Here is a 13,734-nt window from a genome sequence, read left to right as displayed (position 1 = left end):
CTCCGTATCGGGGTTCGAGGTGTGCGACATGCCGGATCAGGCCGAGCCGAACTCTTCGTCCAGCAGGCTGAAGATCTCTTCGGCGGAGGCCGACTCGAGGCTGGCGCCCTCGTCGGCGGCGGAGTCCGCACCGGACTCGGTGTAGGTCCACAGGGAGAGCAGTTCGCGCAGCCGGGCGCCGACGGCGGCCCGGTCGGTGTCACCGGTGGCGACCGCGCGCATGGCGTGCTCCAGCTTGTTGAGCTCGCCGAGCACCGTCAGCGCGGACGTGCTCCGCTCCGCCAGCAGCGCGCCCCGCAGGTACTCGACCAGCGCGGCCGTGGTCGGCCGGTCGTAGATCAGCGTGGACGGCAGCCGCAAACCGGTGGCCGCGTTGAGCCGGTTGCGGAACTCGACGGCGGTCAGCGAGTCGAAGCCCAGCTCGACGAAGCCGCGCTCGGCGTCGATCGAGCGGATCGACGCGTAGCCGAGGACGGCGGCGGCGTGGGTGCGGACCAGGTCGGAGAGCACCTGGTCGCGGTCGGCCTCCGCCGTGGCGGCGAGGGTCTCCCGCAGCGCCTCGGCGGGGTCGCGCTCGGCGGCCCGGGCCGCGCCGGTCGCCGCCGGGCGGACCAGCGACCGCAGCACCGGCGGCACCGCCGCCGGCCCGTGCCGGCCGATCAGCGCGAGGTCCAGGTTGACCGGTACGACCACCGGCTCGGCGAAGCGCAGGGCCTCGCTGAACAGGTCCATGCCCTCCTCGGCGCCGAGCGGGACGAAGCCGCCCCGGTTCATCCGGGCCTCGTCGACGTGCCCGGTCTGCCCGTCGCCGGTGTCGTTGACCCACGGGCCCCAGGCCAGCGAGAGCGCCGGGAGTCCCCGGTCGCGCCGGTGCTGGGCGAGGGCGTCGAGGAAGCAGTTCGCCGCCGCGTGGTTGGCCTGACCGGGGCCGCCGAAGAGGCCGGCCGCCGAGGAGAAGAGCACGAACGCGGCCAGGTCCAGCTTCTCGGTCAGCTCGTGCAGGTGCCAGGCCGCGTCGACCTTGGGGCGCAGCACGGTGTCGAAGCGGTCCGGGGTGAGCGCGGGCAGGACGCCGTCGTCGAGCACCCCGGCCGCGTGCACCACGCCGGTCAGCGGCAGGTCGGCGGGGAGCTGGTCGACCAGCAGGGCGAGCGCGTCGCGGTCGGTGACGTCGCAGGCGACCACCCGGGCGGTGGCGCCCAGCTCGGCCAGCTCGTCGACCAGCGCGGCGACGCCCGGGGCGTCCGCCCCGCTGCGGCTGACCAGCAGCAGGTGCCGTACGTCGTGCCGGGTCACCAGCCGCCGCGCCACGAGCCGCCCGAGCAGGCCGGTCGCCCCGGTCACCAGGACGGTGCCGGCGGCCAGGTCGGGGCCGGGCGCCTCGGCCGGGGGCGGCCCGAGCCGGGTCAGTCGGGGCACCCGGAGCTGGCCGGCGCGTACGGCGAGCTGGGGTTCGCCGGCGGCCAGGGCCGCCGGCAGCAGCGCGGCGGCCGAAGCGTCGTCGTCGACGTCGAGGAGCACGATCCGGTCGGGGTTCTCCGACTGGGCGGAGCGCAGCAGTCCCCAGGCGGTGGCCGCCGGTACGTCGGCGATCCGCTCGTCCGGGTCGACCCGCACCGCGCCGCGCGTGACGACCACCAGCCGGGCGGCGGTGAGGGCCTCCTCGGCGAGCCACTGCTGGGCCAGCGCGAGCATCCGGTGGGCGACGCGGTGCGCCTGGGCGGCGGGGTGCGGCTCGTCGGCGGCCGGTCCGGCGCAGGTCACCACCACCGCGTCGGGCGCGGCGGCACCGGCGCGCACGTCGGCGACCAGCGCGGACAGGTCCGGGTGCCGGTCGGTGCCGGGCCAGTCGTCGCCGAGGACGACGAGCCGGGGGGTGCCGTCGGCGCGGCCGGCGGCGGGGGCGACCCAGTCGAGGCGGTGCAGGGACCGGCTGGCCGAGCGGCGGGCGGCGCTGAGCTGCTCGCCGGAGATGGGCCGCAGGACCAGGCCGTCGACGGAGGCGACCGGGGTGGCGCCGGTGTCGGTGATGGTCAGGGCCACGGACCCGGCGTCGGTGGCGCGCAGCCGGATCCGCAGCTCGCGGGCGCGGGTGGGCCGGATGGTGACGCCCGACCAGGTGAACGGCAGGCCCGGGCGGATGTCGGGGCCGCCGTCGGTGGCCGGCGCGCCGCCGTCCGCGGTGGCGTCGGCCGTGGCACTGGCGCCGATGGCGTGCAGCGCCGCGTCCATCAGGGCCGGGTGCACCGAGAAGGCCGTGGTGTCGGTGGACGCGTCGGCGTCGAGGGCGACCTCGGCGAGGATGTCCGGGCCCGAGCGCCACGCGGCGCGCAGCGCGCGGAAGGCGGGGCCGTAGTGGTAGCCCTGGGCGGCGAGCCGGGCGTAGAGCCCGTCGAGGGCGATCGGCTCGGCGTCGGCGGGCGGCCACACGGCGGCCGGAGCGGGGTCCGGGTCGACGGTGTCGGCGAGCTGGCCGGAGGCGTGCCGCTGCCAGGCCCGGGCGCCGTCGGGCCCGGTGTCGTCGTCGCGCCGGGTGTGGATGGCGACGGGCCGGTGGCCGGTCTCGTCCGGCGGGCCGACGCGGACCCGCAGGTCGATGCCGCCCTCGGTGGGGATCGCCAGCGGCGCCTCCAGGTTCAGCTCGGCGACCGTCGCCGCGCCGGCCTGCCGGCCGGTCCAGGAGGCCAGCTCCACCAGGGCCGTCCCGGGCAGCAGCACCGTGCCCAGCACGGCGTGGTCGGCGAGCCACGGGTGGGTGGTGAGGGTGATCCGGCCGGTGAACAGCAGGCCCTCGTCGCCGGGCAGGTCGGCCACCGCGCTGAGCAGCGGGTGGTCGACCACGTCGAGGCCGACGGCGGGCAGGACGGAGCGGTGCGCGCCGGTGCGCTCCAGCCAGTAGCGGTGCCGGTCGAAGGCGTACGTGGGCAGGTCGACCGGCTCGGCCTCGGGCAGCAGCCGGCGGTGCTCCACCGCCAGGCCGAGGGTGTACGCGGTGGCGAGGCCGGTCAGCAGCCGGGTGGCGGCGTCGTCCGGCCCGTCGAGGGTGTCCAGGACGTGGCCGGTGGTGCCGGTCGCGTCGAGCACGGCGGCGACCCGGGCGGCCAGCGCCGGTGTCGGCGAGACCTCCACGAAGGTCACGTGTCCGGCCGCCACGGCGGCGCGCAGGGCGGCGTCGAGCCGCTCCGTTCCCGCGTCCCCGCCGGCGGCCGACGGAGCACCGGTCCCGAGCGCGGCCCAGTGGTCCGGACCGAGGCCGGCCGGGTCGGCCCAGTCCCCGGTGACGGTGGATGCCAGCCGGGCGGTCCCGGGCTGCGGCGCGATGCCGGCCAGGGCGGCGCGGAGGCCGTCGTGGTCCAGGTCGCCGGCGGCGGCGCGGGCCCGCAGCGCCACCGTGCGGGCCGCGTCGGACAGGGTCAGCAGGCCCGCGACGTGGGCGGCCACGACCTCGCCGTCGCCGTCGCCGACGACCGCCGTCGGGGTGAGCCCGGCGTGCCGCCAGACGGCGGCGAGCGCCACGCCGACGGCGAACAGGACGGGCCGGGCCAGCTCCGGCCGGCCGGCCCAGGAGGGGTCGGTGCCGGTGAGCAGGGCGGTCGGGTCGACGTCCACCCAGGGGGCGAGGGCCTGCCGGCACTCGGCGAGGGCGTCGTCGAAGACCGGGCAGCGGCCCACCAGGTCGGCTGCCGCGCCCGCCGGGGCGGCGGCCGGGAAGACGAACACCGGGCCCGCGCCGTGGTTGGCGACGGTGCCGGTCACCACGTTGCCGGCCGGGGTGCCGGCCGCGAGGGCGTCCAGGCCGGCCAGCAGCTCGCCGGGGGTGGCGCCGAGCACCACGGCACGCCGGTCGAACGCCGAGCGGGTCGCGGCGAGCGACCAGCCGACCGCCGCCGGGGCGAGGCCGGGGTGCGCGCGCAGGTGCCGGGCCAGCCGGGACGCCTGCGCGGCCAGGGCGGAGGCCGAGCGGGCCGAGACCGGCCAGACCACCGCGTCGGCGGCCAGCAGCCCGGCGGCCGGGGCGGGGGTCGGCTCGGCGTCACCGGCGGCGTCGGTGTCGACGGCCTGCTCGACGACCACGTGGGCGTTGGTGCCGGAGATCCCGAACGAGGAGACCGCCGCCCGGCGGGGCCGGTCGACCGCCGGCCACGGCCGGGACCGGGTCACCAGCTCCACGTCGCCGGCCGACCAGTCGATGTGCGGCGACGGGGTGTCCACGTGCAGCGTCGCCGGGACGGTGCCCTCCCGCATCGCCAGGATCATCTTGATCACGCCGGCCACGCCGGCGGCGGCCTGCGCGTGGCCCATGTTCGACTTGACCGAGCCCAGCAGCAGCGGGCCCGCGTCGCCCCGGTCCTGCCCGTACGTCGCCAGCAGCGCCTGCGCCTCGATGGGGTCGCCGAGGACGGTGCCGGTGCCGTGCGCCTCGACGACGTCCACGTCCGTGGTCGTCAGCCGGGCGCTGGCGAGCGCCTGCCGGATCACCCGCTGCTGGGAGGGGCCGTTGGGGGCGGTCAGGCCGTTGGACGCGCCGTCGGAGTTGACGGCGGAGCCGCGTACCACGGCGAGGATGCGGCGGCCCTGCCGCCGGGCGTCGGAGAGCCGCTGCACGAGCAGCATGCCGACGCCCTCGGACCAGCCGGTGCCGTCCGCCGTGGCGGCGAAGGACTTGCACCGCCCGTCGGAGGCCAGGCCGCCCTGGCGGGAGAACTCCTGGAACGCCGTCGGGGTGGCCATCACGGCCACGCCGCCGGCCAGCGCCAGGTCGCACTCGCCGCGCCGCAGCGCCGCCCCGGCGAGGTGCAGCGCCACCAGGGACGAGGAGCAGGCGGTGTCGACGGTGACGGCCGGTCCCTCCAGCCCGAGGGCGTACGCGACCCGGCCGGAGATGACGCTGTGCGCGGCGCCGGTCATCAGGTAGCCCTCGACGCCCTCGGGGACCTCGGTGAGCCCGGTGCCGTAGCCGGAGGTGGAGGCGCCCACGAAGACGCCCGTACGGGTGCCGCGCAGCGTCGCCGGGTCCAGCCCGGCCCGCTCCAGCGCCTCCCAGGACGTCTCGAGGGTGAGCCGCTGCTGCGGGTCCATGGCGAGGGCCTCGCGGGGCGAGATCTCGAAGAACGCGGGGTCGAAGTCCGCCACGTCGTAGAGGAAGCCGCCCGCCGGCGGGTGCGTCCCCTCCGCCGGTTCGGGGATCTCCCAGCCCCGGTCGGTGGGGAACGGCGAGATGGCGTCCACGCCGTCGGCGACCAGCCGCCAGAACGCCTCCGGCCCGTCGACGCCCCCGGGGTAGCGGCAGGCCATGCCGACGATCGCGACGGGCTCGTCGGCGTCGACGACGACGGCCTGCGGCGCGTCGGCGGGGGCGGCGCCGGAGACCAGCTCGCGCAGGTGCGCGGCCAGCTCGGCGGGGGTCGGGTAGTCGAAGACCAGCGTGGTGGGCAGCCGCAGGCCGGTGGCCGTGTTCAGCCGTCCCCGGAAGTCCACGGCGGTCAACGAGTCGAAGCCGAGGTCCTTGAACGGGCGGCCGCGCAGCTCGTCGGGGGTGGCGTGGCCCAGCACCGCGGCGGTCTGCTCGTTGACCAGCCGCAGCAGCTCCCGCTCCTGCTCCGCCGCGGGCAGCGTCGCGAGGTGGCGCAGCGGCGCGGCGACTCCGCCCGTGGGCGTGGCGGCCTCCTCCTCCTGCGCGACGATCGCCCGCACCTGCGGCAGGCCACCCAGGAAGGGGCTGGGCCGGGCCACGGTGAACGCGGGGTGGAACCGGCTCCAGTCGACGTCGGCGACGGTCACGCAGGGCGTCGGGCGACGCAGCGCCCGGTCGAGGGCGACGAGGGCCTTCTCCGGGTCGACGGGCGGCAGGCCCATCCGGTTGAGCTGCTCGGTGGCCACGTTCTCGGCGGCCATGCCGTGCGCGCCGCCCCAGGCCGTCCAGGAGACGGCGGTGGCCGGCAGGCCCCGGTCGCGCCGGTTGACGGCGAGGGCGTCCAGCAGGGAGTTGCCGGCGCCGTAGGCGCACTGCCCGGCGCTGCCCCACACGCCGGAGATGGAGGAGAACATGACGAACGCGCCCAGCTCGCGGTCGGCGAGGCACGCGTCGAGGTGCAGGGCGCCGAGCACCTTGCCCGCGACGACGTGGGAGAACTCGTCGAGGGTGGTGTCGGTCAGCGGGGTGAGCTGGTCGGTGCCGGCGGCGTGCACGACCGCGGTCAGGTCGGGCAGCGACCCGACCAGCTCCGCCACGGACCGCCGGTCGGTGACGTCGCAGGTGGCGGCGGTGACCCGCCCGTCGGCGCCGTACGCATCGAGCAGGTCCGCCACGGCCGGGGCGGCGGCGCCCCGGCGGCTGGCCAGGACCACCCGCCCGACGCCGCGGTCGAGCAGCCAGCGGGTGACGTGACCGCCGAGGGCGCCGGTGCCGCCGGTGACCAGGACGGTGCCGGAGCACCAGTCGCCGGCGGACGGCTCGTCCGCCGCCGGCGGGGCCGGGGTGAGCCGCCGGGCCCAGGTCCCGCCGGGTCGCACGGCCACCTGGTCCTCGCCGCCGTGGCCGGTGAGGACGGCGGCGAGCCGCCGGGTGGTGGCGTCGTCGACGGTGGCCGGCAGGTCGACCAGGCCGCCCCAGCGGTGCGGTTGCTCGACGGCCGCGGCGCGGCCGAGGCCCCAGACCTCGGTCTGCAAGGGGTGCGCGACCCGGTCGCCCGGGGCCGCCGCCACGGCGCCGCTGGTGACGCACCACAGCGGCGCCACCAGGTCGAGGTCGGTCATGGCCTGGACCAGGGCGAGGGTGCCGGCGGCGGCGAGGGTCACGCCGGGGTGCTCGGGCAGCAACCGGTCCTGGCCGGCGACCACGGCGAGCACGCCGTCGATCGGCCGGCCGTCGAGGAGGTCCCGCAGCCGGGCGGCGAGCGCCGCGCGGTCCAGGTCCGCCGCGCCGACGCGCAGCACCAGCGGCTCGGCGTCGCCGAAGATCCCGGCCAGGCCGTCGGCCCACGCCGGCGCGTCGTCGGCGGGCAGCACGACCAACCAGCGACCCGTCGGGGCGTCGGCCTCCTCGACCGGCACGGGCTGCCAGGTGACCTGGTACGACCAGCCGTCCACGAGGGAGCGTTCCCGCCGCGACCGGCGCCAGGAGGCGAGCACGGGCAGGGCCGGCAGCAGCGCCTGGACCTGCTCGTCGTCGTCGCCCAGCTCGCCGCGCAGGGTGTCGGCGTCCGCCTGTTCCAGGGCGGTCCAGAACTCGTCGTCGCCGTCCGAGGAGGCGGTGTCGGGGGCGGCGGGCGGCGGCTCGGGCCAGAAGCGCTGCCGGCGGAAGGCGTACCCGGGCAGCGGCACCCGCGCGGTGTCGGCGCCCGCGTACAGCTGCGCCCAGCCGACCTCGACCCCGCCGACGTGCAGCTCGGCGAGGGCGGTGAGCGCGGACGCGGGCTCGGGGCGGTCGCGGCGCAGCAGCGCCACGGCGGCGGTGTCGTCGTCCGCGCCGGCGGCGGTCAGGACGTCGCGGGCCAGCGCGGTGAGCACCCCGCTGGGGCCGACCTCCAGGAACGTACGCACGCCCAGGGCGCGCAGCTGCTCGACGCCGTCGGCGAACCGGACGGCCTCCCGCACGTGCCGCACCCAGTAGTCGGCGGTGCGGATCTCGTCGGGGTCGGCGAGCGCGCCGGTCAGGTTCGACACGATCGGCAGCGTCGGCGGGTGCAGCTCCAGCCCGCGCACCACGGCGGCGAACTCGGCGAGCATGGGTTCCATCAGCGGGCTGTGGAAGGCGTGGCTGACGCGCAGCGGCCTGGTCCGTACGCCCTGGTCGGCCCAGCGGCGTTCGAGTTCCTCGACGGCGTCGGCCGCGCCGGAGACGACCACGGCGGTGGGCCCGTTGACGGCGGCCACGGCGACCCGGTCCTCGACGCCGGCCAGGGCGGCCCGGACGGCGTCGGCGGGGAGCTGGACGGCCAGCATCGCGCCGCCGGCCGGCAGGGCCTGCATCAGCCGGCCCCGGGCCGCGACGAGCGTGGCGGCGTCGGGCAGCGACAGCACGCCGGCCGCGTGCGCGGCGGACAGCTCGCCGATCGAGTGGCCGAGCAGGACGTCCGGGACGATCCCCCAGCTCTCCAGGAGCCGGAACAGCGCGACCTCGACGGCGAACAGACCGGCCTGGGTGTAGAGGGTCTGGTTGAGCAGCCCGGCGGCCTCGTCGCCCTCGGGCGCGAAGAGCACCGGGGCCAGCGGGCGGGGCAGGTGCCGGTCCAGCTCGGCGCAGACCTCGGCCAGCGCCCGGTCGAAGACGGGGAACGCGGCGGCCAGCTCGCGGCCCATGCCGCTGCGCTGCGCGCCCTGGCCGGAGAAGAGGAACGCGAGCTTGCCGCCGCGCGGGCCGGCGCCGGTGACCAGGCCCGGGGCGTCGCCGCCGGCGGCCAGCGCGCGCAGGCCGGCGGTCAGGTCGGCACGGTCGGCGGCGAGCAGTACGGCGCGGTGCTCGAGGCTGGCCCTGGTGCGCACCGACGACCAGCCGACGTCGGTCAGCCGCAGCTCGGGGCGGCCGTCGAGCCAGTCGGCCCAGCGGGTGCCCTGCGCGGTCAGGGACTCGGCGTCGCGGGCGGAGACCAGCACCGGCACGAGGCCGGCCCCGTCGACGCAGGCGGTGTCAGCGGCGGCCGGCACGGTGCCGGCGTCGGGCGCGGCGGCGGGGGCGTCCGGGGCGTCGGCCGCCGGGGCCGGGTCGGCGGCGGGCGCCTCCTCGATGATCACGTGGGCGTTGGTGCCGCTCATGCCGAAGGAGGAGATGCCCGCGCGGCGGGGCTGCTCCCCGGCGGGCCACGGACGCGGCTCGGTGGCCAGCGCGACCGCGCCGGCCGTCCAGTCCACGTTGGGGGTGGGCTCGTCGACGTGCAGGGTGGCGGGCACGGTGTCGTGCCGCAACGCCATCACCATCTTGATCACGCCGGCCACGCCGGCGGCGGCCTGGGTGTGGCCGATGTTCGACTTTACCGAGCCGAGCCACAGCGGCCGGTCCGCCGGCCGGCCCTGCCCGTACGTCGACAGCAGCGCCTGCGCCTCGATGGGGTCGCCGAGGGTGGTGCCGGTGCCGTGCGCCTCCACGACGTCGACCTGCTCCGGGGCGAGCCGGGCGCTGGCCAGCGCCTGGAGCACGACCCGCTGCTGGGACGGCCCGTTGGGGGCGGTCAGTCCGTTACTCGCGCCGTCCTGGTTGACCGCGCTGCCGCGTACCACCGCGAGGACGGGGTGGCCGTTGCGGCGGGCGTCGGAGAGCCGCTCGACCAGCAGCAGGCCGGCCCCCTCGCCCCAGGCGGTGCCGTCGGCGGCGGCGGCGAACGACTTGACCCGGCCGTCCATGGCCAGGCCCCGCTGCCGGCTGAAGCCGATGAAGGCGGACGGGGTGGACATGACGGTGGCCCCGCCGGCCAGCGCCAGGGTGCACTCGCCCTGCCGCAGCGCCTGGCACGCCAGGTGCAGCGCGACCAGCGACGACGAGCAGGCCGTGTCGACGGTGACGGCGGGTCCCTCGATGCCGAGCGCGTACGAGATCCGGCCGGACACGACGCTGGCCGCGGTGCCGGTGAGGATGTATCCCTCGGTGCCCGGCGGCGGCTGCTGGAGCAGCCCCACGTAGTCCTGGCCGGTGGTGCTGGCGAACACCCCGACCTGGTGGCCGCGCAGCGTCGAGGGGTCGATGCCGGCGTGCTCGAACGCCTCCCACGAGGTCTCCAGCAGCAGCCGCTGCTGGGGGTCCATGGCGAGGGCCTCGCGCGGCGAGATGCCGAAGAACGCGGCGTCGAAGTCGGTGGCGGAGTCGACGAAGCCGCCCTCGGCGACGTACGACGTGCCGGGGTGGTCGGGGTCCGGGTGGAACAGCCGCGCCAGATCCCAGCCACGGTCGGCGGGGAACGCGGAGACGGCGTCGCGGCCGGAGTCGACGAGCTCCCACAGCCGCTCCGGCGAGTCCACCCCGCCCGGGAACCGGCAGGCCATGCCGACGATGGCGATCGGCTCGCGGTTGGCCGCCTCAAGCTCGCCGAGCTTCCTCCTGGTCTGGTGAAGGTCCGCCGTCACCCATTTCAGGTACTCCCGGAGCGTATCTTCAGTCGCCATTGACGCCACCTCTTCGGGTCGGAAAGAAACAGCGACCCAATACCGTCCACAGACGCCACAAGCCGCGAAGATCCAAACCCATTCAGCCGACCACGAATTGCCAGACAAATAGCGTTTAAGCCCCCACCAGGTCTTACGCGCCGGACGAAAGGTAATTGTCGCCGGACGGCGGTCACAACCCCTAGCGTGCCCCTACGGGTGCCCCTAGGCGGCGGGGGCGCAGGCTGCGCCGACCCGCCCTGCGAGCGGTCCGGCGCGGCACCCTCGCGGCCTGCGGCCGGGCGGGTGTCCAGGCCCGCCCGGCCGCAGGTGTCACAACCGTCGACAACGGCCGTACGGCACCATTTCTAGACGCCCGGCAAATTGCCGCCGGGGCCACCCAGCTCGCGGTGGATGAAATCGAAGATCTCGGCGTCGGTGGCGTCGTCGAGGGTCTGCGAGGCCGGTTTCTCCTCGACGGGACCACGCTCGTCGCCCCACCGGGCCACGAACGCCTGGAGCTGCACCAGCAGCTTCTGGCGGGTCAGCCGGTCCGGCGCGTCGGCCGCGAAGACGCCGTCGAGCCGCTCCAGCTCGGCGAGCAGCGGGGCCGCCGCGGTGGCGCCGTCCTCGGCGAGCCGGTCGCGCAGGTGCCGGGCGAGCGCCGCCGGCGTCGGATAGTCGAACACCACGGCGGCGGGCAGCTGGACGCCGGTGGCGGCGCGGAGCCGGTTGCGCAGCTCCACGGCCGTCATCGAGTCGAAGCCGACCTCGCGGAACGCCCGGTCGGGCTCCAGCCCCGCACCCCCGGTGTGGCCGAGTACGGCCGCCGCGAGGCCACCCACCAGGTCGACGAGGACGCCCTCGCGTTCGCCGGGGCTCAGCGGGCGCAGCCGCTCCCGCAGCGCGGCGGCCGCCTCGTCGTCCGCCGGCCGGTGGTCGTCGTCGGCGGGCATCGCCGCGCCCGCCTCGGGGACCCCGGTCAGCAGCGGGCACGGCCGCATCGACGCGAACGTCGGCACGAACCGGTCCCAGCGCACGTCGGCGACCACCAGCGCCGCCTCGCCCCGCAGCGCCTGCCCGAACGCCTCCACGGCCAGCTCCGGGGGCAGGCCCGGCAGGCCCCGCCGGCGCAGTTGCGCCAGCTCGGCCGACTCGGGATCGTCGTGCCACGGGCCCCACGCCACGGCGGTGGCCACCAGTCCGCCGTGCCGTCGGTTCGCCGCGAGCGCGTGCAGCAGCGCGTCACCGGCGGACTGGCCGGCCCGGCCGCCCGCGCCCCACACCCCCGTCGTGGAGGTGCACAGCACGAACGCGTCGAGCGGCCGGTGGGCCAGCTCGTCGGCGTACCGGGGGACGTCGCCGACGGTGGCGGCGAGGTCGGCGGCCAGGCCGGCGAGGGTCAGCTCGCCCAGCGGCACCGAGCCGGTCTCCGCCGGTACGTGCACGAGCGCGGTCACCGGCCGGCTCTCGGCGGCGAGCTGCTCCATCAGGTCGCCGAGCTTGCCCGTGGCCGGCTCGGTCAGCGGAAGCACCTCGGCGCCGTGGCGGCCCAGCCAGTCGGTGGTGTGCCGGGCGAGCGCCCCGGTCCCGCCGGTGAGCAGGACGGTGCCGTTCGGCTGGTAGCCGTCGCCCGTCGCCGGGAGCCCGGTGTCGCGGACCAGCCGCCGGGCGTGCACGCCGGCCTGCCGGACGGCGAGCTGGTCCTCCCCGTCGACGTTGACCAGCGCCGAGACCAGAGCCGCGTACGCCCCCTCGTCGGGGCCCGCCGGCAGGTCGACGACTCCGCCGACGTGCCGGGGGTGCTCCAGGGCGGCGACGAGGCCGAGGCCCCACGTGGTGGCCTGCGTCGGGTGCACGACCGGTTCGTCGTCCACGGCGACGGCGCCGGTGGTCGCCAGCCACAGCGGCACGGCCGGGCCGGAGCGGCCGGTGTGCGCCTGCACGAGCAGCAGGTTCGCCGCCAGGCCGGTCGGCAGCGCGGTCTGCTCCGGGTGCGGCGCCTCGTCCAGCGCCAGCAGGGACAGCAGCGCCGTCGGCTGGTACGCGGCGGCGAGCCGGTCGAGGTCGGCGGCCAGGCCGTCGCGGGTGGCGGTGGCCGGGTCGACGGTCAGCAGGTGCACCGCCGCGGCACCGGCCGTGAGGGCGGCGAGCACCCGGTCGGTGACCTGGTGCGGCGGGGCCACCACCAGCCACGTGCCGGGGTCGGCGCCGGTCAGCGCCCGGCGTTCCCAGGTGATCCGGTACCGCCAGCCGGCCAGGGTGCCGTCGAGGCGCTGGCGGCGCCGCCACGACTCCAGTTCCGGCAGCAGCTCGCGCAGCGGCTGGTCCGGGTCGAGGCCGAGGCGGCCCAGGTCGCCGTCGGTGACGGCCCGCCAGAACGCGTCGTCGACCGGGTCGGCGGTCGGCGCCGCGTCGAGGGTCGGCCAGTAGCGCTGCGGCCGGAACGCGTACGTCGGCAGCTCGGGCAGCCGGCGGGGGTCCGGACGGGGGCCGGCCAGCACGGCGAGCACCGCCGACCAGTCGACGTCGCGTCCGGTGCCGTCCACGACGGCCAGCGCGGAGAGCAGGGCGGTCGGCTCGTCGGCGCCGGCGCGCAGCGCCGCCACGGCCGTGCCGCCGTCGTCGGGCAGCAGTCCGGCGGTCATCGCGGTCAGCACCGCCTGCGGGCCGAGTTCCAGGAAGGTCTCCACGCCCGCGTCGCGCAGCGCGGCGATCCCGTCGGCGTACCGGACGGCCTCGCGCACGTGGCGCACCCAGTAGTCGGGCGTACGGATCTCGGCGGGCTCGGCGAGCCGCCCGGTCAGGTTCGACACGATCGGCAGCAGCGGCGCGGCGAACGTCAGCCCGTCGAGGACGGTCCGGAACTCGGCCAGCATCGGCTCCATCAGCGGGCTGTGGAACGCGTGGCTGACCCGCAGTCGCCGGGTGCGTACGCCGCGCTCCTGCCAGAGCCGCTCCAACCCGTCGAGGGCGTCGACGGCTCCGGCGAGCACCACGGCGGTGGGGCCGTTGACGGCGGCGACGCCGACCCGGTCGGTCAGCCCGGCGAGGGACTCGGCCACCGCCGCCTCGTCGGCGGCGACGGCGAGCATCCCGCCACCGGCGGGCAGGGCCTGCATGAGCCGGCCCCGGGCGGCCACCAGCGTGGCGGCGTCCGCGAGGGACAACACCCCGGCGACGTGCGCGGCGGTGATCTCGCCGATCGAGTGCCCGGCGACGTGCCCGGGCACCACGCCGAACGACTCGACCAGCCGGAACAGGGCCACCTCAAGCGCGAACAGCCCCGCCTGGGTGAACACCGTCTCGTCGAGCAGCGTCGCCTCGGCGCTGCCGTCGGCCGCGAACAGCACCGGCTTCAGCGGCTGCGGCAGCTGGTGGTCCAGCGCCGCGCAGACCTCGTCGAGGGCCGCCGCGAACACGGGGAACGTGTCGTACAGCTGCCGGCCGGCGCCGGGACGCTGGGCGCCCTGGCCGGAGAAGAGGACCGCGAGGCCGCCTCCGTGCCGTCGGGCGGTGACCAGCGCGGGGTGGTCCTCCCCGCCGGCCAGGGCCCGCAGGGCGGCCAGCCGGGTCGCCCGGTCGGCGGCGACCACGGTGGCCCGCCGGCCGAGGTGGGCCCGGCCGCCGGCGAGCGTCCAGGCGACGAGGTCGGCGGGG

2 protein-coding genes (1 of these 2 running past the window's edge) are annotated in these 13,734 nt (G+C 77.3%); both read right to left on the bottom strand.

The window, feature by feature from the left end; all coding sequences use genetic code 11:
• Window positions 1–36 precede the first annotated feature (36 nt).
• Window positions 37–10,095 carry a type I polyketide synthase gene (locus tag CLT72_RS03110; protein ID WP_101409422.1) on the bottom strand — a complete coding sequence of 3,353 codons (10,059 nt, stop codon included), beginning with the start codon at window positions 10,093–10,095 and terminating at the stop codon, window positions 37–39.
• 347 nt (window positions 10,096–10,442) lie between these two features.
• Window positions 10,443–13,734, bottom strand: partial view of a type I polyketide synthase gene (locus CLT72_RS03105; RefSeq protein ID WP_101414908.1) — the final stretch only. It continues 26,582 nt past the right edge of the window; only the last 3,292 of its 29,874 coding nucleotides appear in the window; its start codon lies beyond the right edge, outside the window; the stop codon is at window positions 10,443–10,445.

It is taken from the genome of Micromonospora sp. CNZ309, from assembly GCF_002846525.1.
This window is presented reverse-complemented; position numbering and strand designations above follow the sequence as displayed.